This window comes from Streptomyces sp. BF23-19 (genome assembly GCF_041106355.1).
Lineage (GTDB): Bacteria > Actinomycetota > Actinomycetes > Streptomycetales > Streptomycetaceae > Streptomyces > Streptomyces virginiae_A.
In genome coordinates this window covers 24,015-39,123 of record NZ_JBGBPT010000012.1, presented here as the reverse complement: position 1 = coordinate 39,123, position 15,109 = coordinate 24,015, and the positions used below count along the sequence as shown (strand labels likewise).

General features: G+C 69.8%; 13 protein-coding genes and 1 riboswitch. Of the genes, 4 read left to right on the top strand and 9 right to left on the bottom strand.

Features of this window, described 5'->3' with window-relative positions; all coding sequences use genetic code 11:
• Window positions 1–12: 12 nt before the first annotated feature.
• The 9 genes from AB8A24_RS09700 to AB8A24_RS09660 all read right to left on the bottom strand — a co-directional run bounded on the left by AB8A24_RS09700 (window position 13) and on the right by AB8A24_RS09660 (window position 9,939).
• Window positions 13–669 (bottom strand): trimeric intracellular cation channel family protein, encoded by a 657-nt coding sequence (locus tag AB8A24_RS09700; protein ID WP_030725371.1) that lies wholly within the window; start codon window positions 667–669, stop codon window positions 13–15.
• Window positions 670–861: 192 nt separating this feature from the next.
• Entirely contained in the window at window positions 862–1,956 is a 1,095-nt protein-coding gene (locus AB8A24_RS09695) for an ABC transporter ATP-binding protein (protein ID WP_033224534.1), read from the bottom strand.
• 14 nt (window positions 1,957–1,970) lie between these two features.
• Window positions 1,971–3,035, bottom strand: a complete 1,065-nt coding sequence (locus AB8A24_RS09690; RefSeq protein WP_328965840.1) for an ABC transporter ATP-binding protein — start codon at window positions 3,033–3,035, stop codon at window positions 1,971–1,973.
• Window positions 3,036–3,115: 80 nt separating this feature from the next.
• Window positions 3,116–4,123: an ABC transporter permease gene (locus AB8A24_RS09685; RefSeq protein WP_030725362.1), complete on the bottom strand. Its 1,008-nt coding sequence runs from the start codon at window positions 4,121–4,123 to the stop codon at window positions 3,116–3,118.
• A 152-nt stretch (window positions 4,124–4,275) separates the two neighbouring features.
• Window positions 4,276–6,024: an ABC transporter substrate-binding protein gene (locus AB8A24_RS09680; protein WP_328961555.1), complete on the bottom strand. Its 1,749-nt coding sequence runs from the start codon at window positions 6,022–6,024 to the stop codon at window positions 4,276–4,278.
• 78 nt (window positions 6,025–6,102) lie between these two features.
• Window positions 6,103–7,098, bottom strand: a complete 996-nt coding sequence (locus AB8A24_RS09675) for an ABC transporter permease (protein ID WP_328961556.1) — start codon at window positions 7,096–7,098, stop codon at window positions 6,103–6,105.
• Window positions 7,099–7,526: 428 nt separating this feature from the next.
• Entirely contained in the window at window positions 7,527–8,267 is a 741-nt protein-coding gene (locus AB8A24_RS09670) for an enhanced serine sensitivity protein SseB C-terminal domain-containing protein (protein ID WP_266379564.1), read from the bottom strand.
• A gap of 94 nt (window positions 8,268–8,361) precedes the next feature.
• Complete coding sequence (locus tag AB8A24_RS09665) at window positions 8,362–9,096, bottom strand: enhanced serine sensitivity protein SseB (RefSeq protein WP_369475343.1); 735 nt, start codon at window positions 9,094–9,096, stop codon at window positions 8,362–8,364.
• A gap of 186 nt (window positions 9,097–9,282) precedes the next feature.
• Window positions 9,283–9,939 (bottom strand): AAA family ATPase, encoded by a 657-nt coding sequence (locus AB8A24_RS09660; RefSeq protein WP_369475342.1) that lies wholly within the window; start codon window positions 9,937–9,939, stop codon window positions 9,283–9,285.
• A 206-nt stretch (window positions 9,940–10,145) separates the two neighbouring features.
• Window positions 10,146–10,249, top strand: a riboswitch (glycine riboswitch).
• A gap of 175 nt (window positions 10,250–10,424) precedes the next feature.
• On the opposite strand from AB8A24_RS09660, the gene gcvT reads away from it, so the two are divergent.
• From gcvT to AB8A24_RS09640, 4 genes are all read left to right on the top strand, one after another.
• Window positions 10,425–11,540, top strand: coding sequence for a glycine cleavage system aminomethyltransferase GcvT (gene gcvT, locus AB8A24_RS09655; RefSeq protein ID WP_033224528.1), 1,116 nt, complete (start codon window positions 10,425–10,427; stop codon window positions 11,538–11,540).
• 101 nt (window positions 11,541–11,641) lie between these two features.
• A complete protein-coding gene (gcvH, locus tag AB8A24_RS09650) occupies window positions 11,642–12,025 on the top strand; it encodes a glycine cleavage system protein GcvH (RefSeq protein ID WP_328961558.1) in 384 nt (127 codons plus the stop codon).
• A gap of 17 nt (window positions 12,026–12,042) precedes the next feature.
• The gene (gene glyA, locus AB8A24_RS09645; protein ID WP_328961559.1) at window positions 12,043–13,299 is read left to right on the top strand and encodes a serine hydroxymethyltransferase; all 1,257 of its coding nucleotides are present in this window, start codon (window positions 12,043–12,045) and stop codon (window positions 13,297–13,299) included.
• Window positions 13,300–13,690: 391 nt separating this feature from the next.
• On the top strand, window positions 13,691–15,073 hold the full coding sequence (locus AB8A24_RS09640) for an L-serine ammonia-lyase (protein ID WP_328961560.1): 1,383 nt from the start codon (window positions 13,691–13,693) through the stop codon (window positions 15,071–15,073).
• Window positions 15,074–15,109: the final 36 nt, after the last annotated feature.

Below are 15,109 nucleotides of genomic sequence, written 5' to 3'. Positions count from 1 at the left end.
AGCTTTCTTTTGTTACGGCTCTTCGGCCACCGACGACCGCCTGTTCCAGGCCAGCGGCGCCCGCCAGTGGTAGCGCATGGCGAGGAGGCGGAGGACGAAGGTGGTGACGATCGCGAGGCCGGTGGTGATGCCGTTGAGGGCGTGCATGCTGATGAAGATCGCCACCATCGAGGCGCCGACCAGCGCGGGGACGGCGTACATCTCGCGGTCGCGCAGCAGCGAGGGCACCTCGTTGACGAGCACGTCGCGCACGACGCCGCCGCCGACGGCGGTGGTGACCCCGAGTGCCGCGGAGGCGGTGAGGCCGAGGCCGTACTCGTACGCCTTGGTCGTACCCGTCACGCAGAACAGCCCGAGGCCGGCCGCGTCGAAGACGTTGATGGCGTGGTTGATCCGCTGGACCTCGGGGTGCAGGAAATAGACGATCGCGGCGGCGACCAGCGGGGTCACGAAGAAGCTGAGCTCACCGAAGGCGGCGGGCGGCACGGCGCCGATGACGAGGTCCCGGAAGAGACCACCGCCCAGGGCCGTGACGAGCGCGAGGACAGCGATGCCGAAGACGTCGAAGTTCTTGCGTACGGCGAGGAGGGCGCCTGCGGTGGCGAAGACGAAGATGCCGGCGAGATCCAGGGCATGCTGGATCCCGGGCGGGAAGAGATCGTGGAGCACCGGGCCATTGTCACCTGCGGCGGGCTCGGCAGAATGCGGGGCTCCACCGAGGCCGGGTGTGCCGTGCGGCGCCGCTGCGGGGGCGCTGCCCCCGAGCCCCCGCGCCTCGAACGCCGGCGGGGCCGAAATGGGGCCGAAGTCGTCCCGTGGGGCCGAAGCCGCGCCGAAGGCGGTTTCGGCCCCACCGGGCGGTTACTCCGTGACCTTCGCCACCGCGTCCGCCGCGCCCGGCAGGGGCTGGTCGCCCGGGGCCTGGTCGGGGGCGTTCTCCGGGTGGTGGCAGGCCACCTGGTGGCCCGGCTTCAGCGCCAGCAGCGGAGGTTCCTGCGTCGCGCAGATCTGCGTGGCCTTCCAGCACCGGGTGTGGAAGCGGCAGCCGCTCGGCGGCGAGATCGGCGACGGAACGTCGCCCTTGAGCAGGATGCGGCCGCTCTTGGCACCGCGTCGCCTCGGGTCGGGCACCGGCACGGCCGACATCAGGGCCGTGGTGTAGGGGTGCATCGGCGCCCCGTACAGCCCCTTGTTGTCGGCCAGCTCGACGATCTTGCCGAGGTACATCACGGCGATGCGGTCCGAGACGTGGCGGATGACCGACAGGTCGTGCGCGATGATCACGTAGGTGAGGCCGAGCTCGTCCTGGAGGTCGTCCAGCAGGTTCACCACCTGGGCCTGGATCGACACGTCCAGCGCCGAGACGGGCTCGTCCGCGACGACGAGCTTCGGCTTCAGCGCCAAGGCCCGCGCGATGCCGATGCGCTGGCGCTGACCGCCGGAGAACTCGTGCGGGTAGCGGTTGTAGTGCTCGGGGTTGAGGCCCACGAGCGACAGCAGCCGCTGGACCTCCGCCTTGAGCCCGCCCTCCGGAGTGACCTTCTGGAGCTTGAACGGCGCGCTGACGATGGTGCCCACCGTGTGGCGGGGGTTCAGCGAGCCGTACGGGTCCTGGAAGATCATCTGCACGTCCCGGCGCAGCGGGCGCATGCCCGACACGCCGAGGTGCGTGATGTCCTTGCCCTCGAACTCGATGGAGCCGCCCGTCGGCTCCAGCAGCCGCGTGATCAGCCGGCCCATGGTCGACTTCCCGCAGCCGGACTCGCCGACGATGCCGAGGGTCTCCCCGCGCCGGACGTCGAAGTCGAGGCCGTCGACGGCCTTGACCGCGCCCACCTGGCGGCGGATCAGTCCCTTGGTGATCGGGAAGTGCTTGGCCAGGCCGGTGACCTTGAGCAGGACCTCGGGAGACTCCTTGGCCTGCGCGGGGATGACCACCGTGTCCGGCTTCTTCATGTCAGGCGTCTCGGTCACAGCTTCGGCGCAATCTCTTCGGTCCAGATCCGGGTCCGCTCGTCCTGCGACATGTGGCAGGCGGACCAGTGGCGACTGTCGTCCTCGATCAGCTCGGGCCGGACCGTGCGCGTCACGTTGCCCTTGGGCACGTCGGCGTACGGGCAGCGCGGGTTGAAGGCACAGCCGTCGGGGATGTTGATGAGGCTGGGCGGGGAGCCCTTGACCGGGATGAGGCGCTCGCTCTGTTCGCGGTCGATGCGCGGCATCGAGCCCAACAGGCCCCAGGTGTAGGGGTGGCGGGGCTCGTAGAAGACCTTCTCGGCGGTGCCCCGCTCGACGCACCGGCCGCCGTACATGACGAGGATCTCGTCGGCCATCTCCGCGACGACGCCGAGGTCGTGCGTGATCATGATGACGGCGGAGCCGAACTCCTTCTGCAGATCGCGGATCAGGTCCAGGATCTGTGCCTGCACGGTGACGTCCAGGGCCGTGGTCGGCTCGTCCGCGATCAGCAGGTCGGGGTTGTTGACCAGCGACATCGCGATCATCGCGCGCTGACGCATGCCGCCGGAGAACTGGTGCGGGTAGTCGTCGACGCGCTTGCCCGGTTCGGGGATGCCCACGCGGTCGAGCATCTCGACGGCCCGCTTGCGCGCCGTCTTCTTGTCGACGTCGTTGTGGACGCGGTACGCCTCGACGATCTGGGCGCCGATCGTGTAGTACGGGTGCAGCGCGCTCAGCGGGTCCTGGAAGATCATCGCCATGTCGCGGCCCCGCAGCCGGCGCACCTCCTCGGGGTCGGCCGACAGCAGTTCCTTGCCGCCGAGCCAGATCTCGCCCGACATCTCGACGGTGGAGCGGCTGGCGTTGCTCGCCCGGTGCAGGCCCATGACGGCCAACGAGGTGACGGACTTGCCGGAGCCGGACTCGCCCACGATGCCGAGGGTGCGGCCCTTCTCCAGCTGGAAGGAGAGCCCGTCGACCGACTTGACGACGCCGTCGTCGGTGGGGAAGTGGACCTTGAGGTCGCGTACGTCGAGGAAGGCCTCGGAGGGCGGGCCGTCGCCCGGTCCCGCCACGACGGCCGTGGCGGTGGCGGTGTGCGCGCCGCGGTCGGCGCCGGCTTCGCCGGCCTCGTTCCCCTTCGGAGTCGGATCGGTCACGACAGCCTCACCCTCGGGTCGATGATGGCGTAGACGAGGTCCACCACCAGGTTGCACAGCACGATGAAGGCTCCGGCGAAGAGGGTCACCCCGAGGATCTTCGGCAGGTCGTTCACCGCGATGGCGTGGTACGCGTACTCACCGATGCCGTGGTACGAGAAGACCGTCTCGGTGACGATGGCGCCGCCGAGGAGCAGCCCGAAGTCCATGCCGAAGATGGTCACGATGGGGGTCAGCGCGGAGCGCAGCCCGTGGCGGGTGACGACGACCCGTTCGCGCAGGCCCTTGGCGCGCGCGGTGCGGATGTAGTCCTCGCTCATGGTCTCCAGCATTCCGGCCCGGGTGAGCCGGGCGTAGAGCGCGGAGTAGAGGAAGGCGAGCGTGCACCAGGGCAGGACCAGCCCCTGGAACCAGGCGGCCGGATCCTCGGAGAAGTCCACGTACACATTGGTGAACACGGGCCAGTTGAAGACGAAGACGGCCAGCGAGAGCGTGCCGGTGAAGAACATCGGCAGCGAGACGCCGGCGAGGGCCACGCCCATCGCGAGCCGGTCGAAGAGCGAGCCCGGGCGCAGGGCCGAGACCACACCCGTGGTCACACCGGTGATCAGCCAGATGACGGCCGCTCCCAGGGTGAGGGAGGCGGTGATGGGCAGCCGGGCGACGATGTCGGGCCAGACCTCGACGTGGTCCTTGAAGGAGTAGCCGAGGCAGGGGGCACTGCACTGCGAGGGGTCGGGGCCGTAGTTGAACTCACGGCCCGCGAAGATGCCCCGCAGGAAGTCCCAGTACTGCGCGTACAGGGGCTGGTCGAAACCGAGGTTCTTCTTGACCGCGGCGATGGACTCGGGCGAGGGGTTCTTGCCCACGTACTGGGTGGCCAGCGAGTCGGCCGTGCCGCCGGCCAGCCGGGGCAGCAGGAAGAAGATCGCGAAGGTGATCGCGCTGACAACGAGCAGCAGGAACACCGCGGCGAACAGCCGCCGGACGATGTACACAAACACGGGGGTCGGCTTCGGCGTCCGCCGGTCCGCCCCGCACCCCGGTCGGGGGCGCGGGACGGACCGGCGCGCGCACTGCTGCCTTCACCTGCCTTCCACGGTTCTGGCAGATCTGGCTGAGAGGGTCGAACTGCCTGAGGACTTGACGTCCGGGGTTACTTCAGGCCGATGTTGAGGTAGTCGTACTGACCGCTCCACGCCGGGTTGGAGACCACGTTGGTGAGCTTGGGCGAGCGGTAGTGCAGGACCTTGAAGTAGGTCAGGGGGACGATGACCGCCTGGTCCATGACCTTCTTGTCGATCTCGCCGTAGACCTTCTCGCGGGCGGCGGAGTCGGTGTTGGCGATGTTGTCGTTCAGCATCTTGTTGATCTCGGGGTCGTTCAGCTGCGACAGGTTGGTGTTGCCCGTCTTGCTGATCGCGTCACCGTGGACGACCTGCTGGAGGAAGCCGAAGCCGCTCGGCCAGTCGGCGCCCCACTGCATCATCATGAGGCCGATCTTGTTGTCCTCGGTGAACTTCGGGACGCCCGCGTAGTCGCTGAAGTACTTGCCGGCCGGGAACTGCTGGATCTTGACCGTGATCCCGATCTTCTTCAGGGACGCCTGGATGGCCGTGGCCATGTCGACCTCGCCGGCGCGGTCGTTGCGCGCGGTGATGGTGGTCTCGAAGCCGTTCGGCTGGCCGCAGGCGGTCAGCGCGGCCTTGGCCTTGGCCTCGTCGCCCTTGTCATCGGGGGTCTTGTACGTGTTGAAGTCCACGTGACCCGGGATGTCGGTCGGCAGGACGGTGCTGGCGATGGCGCCGCGGATCGGGCCGCCGAAGGCGGTCTGCACCGACACCTTGTCGATCGCGTACTGGACCGCCTTGCGGCACTCCACGTTGTCGAAGGGTGCCACCTTGGTGTTCATCGCCATGTAGACCAGGCGACCACCCTCGGCGTTGTCGGTGTTGGGGTCCTTCGAGGTCAGCAGCTCGGTCTGGGTCTGCTGGGCCACACCGTTACCGACGATGTCGATGTGGGTGTTGCCGGCCTTCAGGTTGGAGTCGATCGTCTCCTGGTTGACCTTCAGCTTGACGACGATCTTCTCCGGGAGCTGCTTGCGCAGCGGGTCCGTGGAGGCGTCCCAGTTGGGGTTGCGGACCAGGACGGCCTGCTTGTCGTGCTCGTAGCTCTCGAACATGTACGAGCCCGAGGAGACGATGTTCTTCACATAGTCCGCGCCGTTGTCCTTGGCCTTCGGCACGGGGGCCGACTGCGGGTTCGCGAGCAGGTAGTCGAACTCGGCGAAGGGCTGCTTCAGCTTGAAGACGATCGTCTGGTCGTCGGGGGTCTCGATGGACTGCAGTCCCGTTTCGGACTTGTCCTTGTACGGGCCCTCGTACGGGGTCTCGTTGTTCTTGAGGTACTGCGCGAGGTAGTTCGGGCCGTTGGAGTGCACGTCACGCGCGAAGTTGCTGCGCTCGACCGCGTACTTGACGTCCTTGGAGGTGACCAGGGAGCCGTCGCTGTACTTGACGCCCTTGCGCAGCTTGTACGTCCAGGTCGCGCCGCCGTCGCTCGGCGTACCGAGGCCCTCGGCGAGGTCCGGGACCACCTTGTTGCCCTCGGCGCCCGGGGCGGGCGCGAAGGTGGTCAGCGGACGGGCGTACAGGCGGCTGAAGTTGAAGACGAAGCCGTAGTACGTGTTGCCGGGGTCGAAGGAGTCGGGGGTGTCGGACGCCTCGTAGACGACCGTCCCGCCCTTCTTGTCCGAAGCGTTGACCACGGCCTTGACGGCGGCGTTGGCGCCGGCCGACTTGTCGTCACCGCCGGTCTTGTCACCACCATTGCAGGCGGAGGCGGTGAGGGCGACGGTGATGGCGGCGGCAAGCACCGCGGCTGTTCTCGACCTGCTTCTCATGGCGGAGTGATGCCCCCTGATTCGGAGTGATGGTGGGTACTGGCGGAGCCTCGGCCGGGTGCCCGAGGAACGGGAGGGTCAGCGCGAGCTCTTGGGGTCCAGGGCGTCGCGCAGACCGTCGCCGAGGAGGTTGAAGGCGAGCACGGTGACGAAGATCGCCATGCCCGGGACGACCATGAACATCGGGTCGACCTTGTAGTAGGCCACGGCGGAGCTGAGCATTCCGCCCCATGAGGCCTGCGGCGGCTGGATACCCACGCCGAGGAAGCTCAGGGAGGCCTCGAAGAGGATGTTGGTCGGGATCAGCAGCGTGGAGTAGACGAGGATCGGGGCCACCAGGTTCGGCAGGAGCTCCCGGAAGACGATGAAGGGGCCGCGGGCTCCGAGGCTGCGGGCCGCGTCGACGAACTCCCGCTCGCGCAGCGACAGGGTCTGTCCGCGCACGATGCGTCCGATGTAGGGCCAGCTGAAGAAGCCGATCACGAAGATCAGCACGCTGATGTGCAGCGGCAGCCCGTCGAGGCCGAAGGCCCCGCCCTGGAGGGCGGCCGAGATGGAGATCGCGAAGAGCAGCAGCGGGAAGGCGAGGAAGGTGTCCATCATGCGGCTGATCACCGTGTCGGCCCAGCCTCCGTAGTACCCGGCGATGATGCCGAGCACGGAGCCGATGAACACCGAGACCACGGTCGATCCGAAGGCGACCAGCAGGGAGACCCAGGAGCCTTCCAGGATGCGGGTGGCGATGTCGCGGCCGAACTTCGGCTCCACGCCGAGCGGGTGGTCCCAGCTGATGCCGCCGAAGGAGCCGACGGGGGTGGCCAGGGACGGGTCGATGAGGTCCTGGTGGAGGGCGTCCGGGTCCAGCCCGAAGATCCACTGGATCGGCTGCGAGAGCATGGCCAGCACCACGAGCAGCAGCACGACCATGCCGCCGGCCAGCGCCACCTTGTCCCGCTTGAGTCTGATCCACGCGATACGGCCGAGCGAGCGCCCCTCGATCGCCTTTCGCGGAACCTCGGAGGTGGTCACGGCCGCGGGCTCGGCCGCGCTCATGTCCTGCAGTGGTGCCGTCATCGTGGTGGGACCCCTCTCGGCCGACATCGGTCGGCCCATGCCCGCCGCTGTGGCGGCTTGGTTCAATCGGCGTCGCTGGTGGTGCGATCGGCACGAAATGTGCCGGAAGTGCACGTGAAGAGCTGGTGTTTGTGAGATGGACCTGCCTTCGGTGGGGTGGAGTCTTCAACGCCCTCTCAAGCGCCCGCCAGACCCCCCGGGGATGTGATGCGCAACCGTGATCTACGCCTACACCTTCCGTTATCCGAACCCCGGGATCTGTTGAGCGGTGAAACACCGCCCGTTCGGCACGGAACGGACATCTGGCCCAACTGCCCTTTTGGGCATGGATCTTGGGTGGATTCACCGAATAAGCCGAAGGCCGCACCGATGGGGACCGGTGCGGCCTTCAAGACGGATGTCTCGATATGCGGAAATCGCGGAACGGGTCAGTAGGTGGGTGCCTGACCCTCGCGGTCGTAGAAGGGGCGACTCTGCGCGCGCAGCCACATCGCGACGGGGTCGTGCTCGTCCCCGAGTGCGACCGTGCACACCGGGACCCCCTCGGGGACCACCCCGACCGACTGCCGCATCATCTCCCGTACGGATTCCAGCGCGGGCGCGGAGGCGTCGTACAGATCCAGCCCGACCGCGAGGTACGGGGAGCCGAGCGCGGGCTGCACCCACGCGCGGCGCAGCGACCGCACGGCCGGGGTGCGGTGCGCGTGCTGGGTCAGCAGCCCGTAGAACTGCGGGAGCTCGATCGCGGGCTCGGACAGACGCAGCGGGCCGGCCGGCATCCGGTCCAGGCCGGTGGCGATCCGGCGCAGGTCGGCCCAGGGCACGCCGAGGCCGCCGCCCTGGGCGTGCGGGTTGAGCCACAGGCCCCAGCGGTCGGGATACAGCGCACGGGCGATGTCCCGCCCGGTGACCACCTCGTAGCCCCGGTTCCAGCCGCTGGCGGCCAACTCCTGGGGGGAGGTGACGCAGGGCGCGTAACCGAGGCTCTCGACCTCCATACCGCCGTACTGGGCGTCCGGGGAACCCGGCTGCCCCTGCCAGAGCAGCATCCAGAGCCTGCCCTCGGCGAGGGCGTGCAGAAGTGCCTCGTAACTCTCGTAGCGCCCGGGAGTCACCTGGCGCATCATGTGCTCGACCTGCCCGGCCGCGGCCGTGCCTGACGCACTCACCCGGAACCCCTCTTCGTCCGCCCGTCGCTCCACGCGTGTCCTCCGAACCGGCAGTCGCGCGTGCGGCCAGGAGATGTAACCAGCTTAAGCGGCCCTACGGCAGGTAGAAGGGGCGTACGCGCTCACGAATCCAGTCCGTGACCGGGTCCTGGGCGGCGTCCAGCAGGATCAACTGCACCGGCCACGGCGGCGGGACACGGGTCAGGGCCCGCTCGAGGGCCTCCATCGGCGCGCTCTGCGTCTCGGATTCCCATCCCACCAGGCGGACACCGACGAACAGCTGGGGCGCCCCGCCCTCGATGCTGGCGAGGCAGCGGTGCGCGGCGGCGACCACCCCGGTGGCCCGGAACTCCTCGGTGGCGGCGGCCAGGAAATCCACCGGGTCGTCCTGCCAGTCGGGCTCGTAGAGCCGGACCCGGCCGCCGGTGGCCGGGCCGTCGAGCGGGGTCCGGCCGGTGCGGCAGAGCTCCGCGACGGCGGGCGGCGGCAGCGGTACGCCGACGGCGCCCTCGGGGTTGAGGGCGATACCGAGCTGCGGGGGCAGGCCGCGGGCGAACTCGACGGCGGGAGCCACCGCGAAGTCCATGCCGGGGCCGACGCAGGCGAGGAACTGGGCCTCGGAGCTGTAGACGGGGACGTACGCCGCCCCGCCGATGTCCATGGTGGGCAGGTCGAGGGCGCCCGTCGTCGGGCCGCCCCCGCCCGGCAGGGGGACCCACACCTGGCTGCGCCCGAGGACCTCCAGGATCCGCCCCCCGGCGTCCGGCTGCCCGAGCGCCGCCCCGAGCACCTGCTCCAGCTCATTCCCCGGCCAGCCGCTGCCCTGCATGTGCCCCTGCCTCTGTCCGAATCCCGCGCGTGTCGCCCCGCAGGCTACCGGCCTCGTGTGCCGCGGCGTCGCCGGGGTTCGGCCCGCGCCGAAAAGACCGGGGCTCCCCCGAACCCCGCGCCTCGAACGCCGGCGGGGCTTGCTTCGGTCCGGGCGGAGCCCGCCCGGACCGCCGCACCCGGCGGGTCAGGCGTTGAAGGCTATGCGGGTCACGGTCGCGGCCGAGCGGCGGTCCAGGAGGGTCACCGAGGCGCACCCGGCGGGCGGGCGGCCCGTCTCGGCCTCGCGGAGCAGCCGGGTCACCGCGCCGCGGTGGCGGGCGAAGGCGTAGGCGGAGACCCGGCGGCCGCGCGCGACCTGCCCGGAGAGGGCCTCCTCGGGGCTGCTGTCCAGCAGGAGCAGGTGCAGCGCCCGGCCCCGGCGGCGCGCGGCGGCCGCCAGCAGGCCGCGTACCCAGGTCTGCGTGCCGCAGTCGTGGACGACCACGGAGGCCCCGGAGCGCAGGATCCGCCACAGCCCCCAGTAGTGCGCGGCGCGCACCAGCGGGCGGTACACCGCGTACGGCAGCGCCGCGGGCATGCGGCGCTCCCAGCGCTCACGGGTGTCCTGGGAGTCCACCGCCCCGCCCTCGGCGGGCGCCCGCTTGATCAGCGTGCTCTTGCCGCCGCCGGGCAGACCGGACACCACGACGATGTCACCGGCCGCGAAGCCGAGCCGGTGCGCGGCGGGCGCGGCCGGTCCGCGCAGGTCACGTACGAGGCCGAGGCCGGTCTGGGCCACCCTCCCGCGCCCGCGCGCGCCGCGCTGCGTCGGCACCGCCTCCACGGTTCCCGTCGTCGTCACCACTCCGAATCTCCGCACAGTGTTCGCCTCCCCCGATTCGGGTCACCAGGACCCTTGCCCACTGAGTGTAAAGAGACGGTAATCCGGCGGCCCCGGTTCCGGTCGGGCCCTTCGGAGGGCCGTACGAACTTTCGGACCCCGCCGCCCGATCTCGGGCATGGCGTGCAATGATGTGCGCCATCTGGACCAACTGCATACCGGCCGCTTGAATCCGCGCGGGAGAGTCCCGGCACGCCGCAAGGCCGTGCGCGGGCGCCGAAGGAGCAAGAACCTCCCTTGAATCTCTCAGGCCCCGTACCGCGTGGATGAGGCAGATCTGAAAAGCGAGCTGCTGCGCAGCTCCACCCAAGGTGCAAGTCGATGAGAAGAACCGGCGATCGATCGATCGGCGGAACTCTCGGCGAACCTCTCAGGTTCCGATGACAGATGGGGAGGAACGTCCTCGTCATGTCATGTCGATGCCCTGGGACCCGGGAGCCACACCCATGAGCACTGCCCCCCGCCTGACCGCCCTCGATGCGCTGCACCGCTCGCTCGGTGCGACCATGACCGATTTCGCGGGCTGGGACATGCCGCTGCGGTACGCCAGCGAGCGCGACGAGCACAACGCCGTACGGACCAAGGCCGGTCTCTTCGACCTCTCCCACATGGGCGAGATCACGCTGACCGGCCCGGAGGCCGTGAAGGCCCTGGACTACGCGCTGGTCGGCAACATCTCCACCGTCGGCGTCGGCCGCGCCCGCTACACGCACATCTGTCAGGAGGACGGCGGGATCGTCGACGACCTGATCGTCTACCGCCTCGGCGAGACCGAGTACATGGTCGTCGCCAACGCCTCCAACGCCCAGGTCGTCCTGGACGCCCTGACCGAGCGCGCCGCCGGCTTCGACACCGAGGTCCGCGACGACCGTGACGCGTACGCGCTGATCGCGGTGCAGGGCCCCGAGTCCCCCGGCATCCTGGCCTCCCTGACCGACGCCGACCTGGACGGCCTGAAGTACTACGCCGGCCTGCCGGGCACCGTCGCGGGCGTGCCCGCGCTGATCGCGCGTACGGGCTACACGGGCGAGGACGGCTTCGAGCTGTTCGTCGCCCCCGAGCACGCCGTGGAGCTGTGGCAGGCGCTGACCAAGGCGGGCGAGGGCGTCGGCCTGGTCCCGGCCGGCCTGTCCTGCCGCGACACCCTGCGCCTGGAAGCGGGCATGCCGCTGTACGGGCACGAGCTGACCACCTCCCTCACCCCGTTCGACGCGGGCCTGGGTCGGGTCGTGAAGTTCGAGAAGGAGGGGGACTTCGTCGGCCGCGCCGCGCTGGAGGCCGCCGCCGAGCGCGCCGCCACCAACCCCCCGCGCAAGTTGGTCGGTCTGATCGCCGAGGGCCGCCGCGTCCCGCGCGCCGGGTTCCCGGTCGTCGCCGACGGTCAGGTCATCGGCGAGGTCACTTCCGGCGCCCCGTCCCCGACGCTGGGCAAGCCGCTCGCGATGGCGTACGTGGACGCGGCGCACGCCGCGCCCGGCACGTCCGGCGTCGGCGTCGACATTCGCGGTACGCATGAGCCGTACGAGGTCGTGGCGCTGCCGTTCTACAAGCGGCAGAAGTAGCCCCACGCACCACGTCCGCCGTCCGGGAAACCGTACGGCGCCGTCTCAGTACCCAAGACCGCAGTTCGTATCCACTCCCCCGCATCCAGGAGAATCAGGTCATGAGCAACCCCCAGCAGCTGCGTTACAGCAAGGAGCACGAGTGGCTGTCGACCGCCGAGGACGGCGTCGCGACGGTCGGCATCACGGAGTTCGCGGCCAACGCGCTCGGTGACGTCGTCTACGCCCAGCTCCCCGAGGTCGGCGACACGGTGACCGCGGGCGAGACCTGTGGCGAGCTTGAGTCGACCAAGTCGGTCAGCGACCTGTACTCCCCCGTGACCGGTGAGGTCGTCGAGGCCAACCAGGACGTCGTGGAGGACCCGGCGCTCGTGAACACCGCACCGTTCGAGGGTGGCTGGCTGTTCAAGGTGCGCGTCTCGGCGGAGCCGGACGACCTGCTCTCCGCCGAGGAGTACGCCGCGCTCACCCACTCCGACAACTGACACCCCAGGGGATCCTGATGTCTGTTCTCAACACCCCTCTGCACGAGCTCGACCCGGACGTCGCCGCCGCCGTCGACGCCGAGCTCGTGCGCCAGCAGTCGACCCTGGAAATGATCGCGTCGGAGAACTTCGCTCCGGTCGCCGTCATGGAGGCCCAGGGCTCGGTCCTGACCAACAAGTACGCCGAGGGCTACCCGGGCCGCCGTTACTACGGTGGCTGCGAGCACGTCGACGTCGTCGAGCAGATCGCGATCGACCGCATCAAGGCGCTGTTCGGCGCCGAGGCCGCGAACGTCCAGCCGCACTCCGGTGCGCAGGCCAACGCCGCCGCGATGTTCGCGCTGCTGAAGCCGGGCGACACGATCATGGGCCTGAACCTGGCCCACGGCGGTCACCTGACCCACGGCATGAAGATCAACTTCTCCGGCAAGCTCTACAACGTGGTCCCGTACCACGTCGACGAGACCGGTGAGGTCGACATGGCCGAGGTCGAGCGCCTCGCCAAGGAGTCCAAGCCGCAGCTGATCGTCGCCGGCTGGTCCGCCTACCCGCGCCAGCTGGACTTCGCCGCCTTCCGCCGCATCGCGGACGAGGTCGGCGCGTACCTGATGGTCGACATGGCGCACTTCGCCGGCCTGGTCGCCGCGGGTCTGCACCCGAACCCGGTGCCGCACGCCCACGTCGTCACCACCACCACGCACAAGACCCTCGGTGGTCCGCGCGGCGGTGTGATCCTGTCGACGCAGGAGCTGGCCAAGAAGATCAACTCCGCGGTCTTCCCGGGTCAGCAGGGCGGCCCGTTGGAGCACGTGATCGCGGCCAAGGCCGTCTCCTTCAAGATCGCGGCCTCGCCCGAGTTCAAGGAGCGCCAGGAGCGCACCCTGGAAGGTGCGAAGATCCTCGCCGCCCGCCTGGTCCAGGACGACGTCAAGGCCGTGGGCGTGGACGTCCTCACCGGTGGCACCGACGTGCACCTGGTCCTGGTCGACCTGCGCAACTCGGAGCTGGACGGTCAGCAGGCCGAGGACCGCCTCCACGAGGTGGGCATCACGGTCAACCGCAACGCCATCCCGAACGACCCGCGGCCCCCGATGGTCACCTCGGGTCTGCGGATCGGTACGCCGGCGCTGGCCACCCGCGGTTTCGACGCCGAGGCCTTCACCGAGGTCGCCGAGATCATCGCCCAGGCGCTGAAGCCCGCGTACGACAGCGAGGCCCTGAAGGCTCGCGTCTCCGCGCTCGCCGCGAAGTTCCCGCTCTACCCGACGCTCTAACCGGCGTCCGGCCGACGGCCACGGAAGGGCCCGGCCTTGTCACCGCACAGGCCGGGCCCTTCTCATGACCGGGGCCCGCGACCGCTCGACCCGGTCGCAAGCAGTGATCGCCCCCGCCCCGCCCCCTCCCGGCGACCGCGGCGCCCCGCACCGGCGCACGCCTCGCCCCCGGCCGTACCGGCCCGGTCGATCACCCGGCCGGGACCCGGGCCCGGCCACGGGTCACCGGCCGACACCCGGCCGACCCGTCCGCGTAATACTTCCCACCTCGTCCGGCTGCCGAGACGTTCACTCCGCCGCGTTAAGCTCGACTGCCGGACAAAATCCGAATAATCCACTTCTCCTCTCCTGCCCCCTCCCACCCCACGAGCAGACAAGGGAGTCCGCCACCGTGGCCATCTCCGTCTTCGATCTCTTCTCCATCGGTATCGGTCCCTCCTCCTCCCACACGGTCGGTCCGATGCGGGCCGCGCGCATGTTCGTGACGCGGCTGAAGAAGGACGGCGTGCTGGCCCAGACCACCTCCGTCCGTGCCGAGCTCTTCGGCTCCCTCGGCGCGACCGGCCACGGTCACGGCACCCCCAAGGCCGTGCTGCTCGGTCTGGAGGGCCACTCCCCCCGCACGGTGAACGTCGAGACCGCCGACGCCGAGGTCGAGCGCATCCGCAAGAGCGGCCGGCTGCGGCTGCTGGGCGCGGAGATAGGCGATGTCCACGAGATCGCCTTCGACGAGCCGAACCAGCTGATCCTGCACCGCCGCCGCTCCCTGCCGTACCACGCGAACGGCATGACGCTCTTCGCGTACGACAGCGCCGGCACCCCGCTGCTGGAGAAGACCTACTACTCGGTCGGCGGCGGTTTCGTCGTGGACGAGGACGCGGTCGGCGAGGACCGGATCAAGCTCGACGACACGGTGCTGAAGTACCCCTTCCGCTCCGGCGACGAGATGCTGCGCCTCGCGAACGAGACCGGTCTGTCGATCTCCTCCCTGATGCTGGAGAACGAGAAGGCCTGGCGCACCGAGGACGAGATCCGCGAGGGCCTCCTGGAGATCTGGCGCGTCATGCAGTCCTGCGTCTCGCGCGGCATGTCCCGCGAGGGCATCCTCCCCGGCGGCCTGCGGGTCAAGCGCCGGGCCGCCTCCACCGCGCGCCAGCTGCGCACCGAGGGCGACCCGATGCTGCACCGCAGCGAGTGGGCGACGATCTACGCGATGGCGGTCAACGAGGAGAACGCGGCCGGCGGCCGGGTGGTGACCGCGCCGACCAACGGCGCCGCGGGCGTCCTGCCCGCCGTCCTCCACTACTACATGAACTTCGTGCCGGGCGCGGACGAGGACGGCGTGGTCCGCTTCCTCCTCGCCGCGGGCGCGATCGGCATGCTGTTCAAGGAGAACGCCTCGATCTCCGGCGCCGAGGTCGGCTGCCAGGGCGAGGTGGGCTCCGCCTGCTCGATGGCGGCCGGCGCCCTCGCCGAGGTCCTCGGCGGCACCCCGGAGCAGGTCGAGAACGCGGCCGAGATCGGTATGGAGCACAACCTCGGCCTGACCTGCGACCCGGTCGGCGGCCTCGTGCAGATCCCCTGCATCGAGCGCAACGGCATGGCGGCGGTCAAGGCCGTCACCGCGGCGCGGATGGCGATGCGCGGCGACGGCAGCCACAAGGTGTCCCTCGACAAGGTCATCAAGACCATGAAGGAGACCGGCGCCGACATGAAGGTGAAGTACAAGGAGACCGCCCGCGGCGGCCTCGCGGTCAACGTCATCGAGTGCTGATCCGTACCGCGTGACACGGAAGGGGCCCGGCGCACG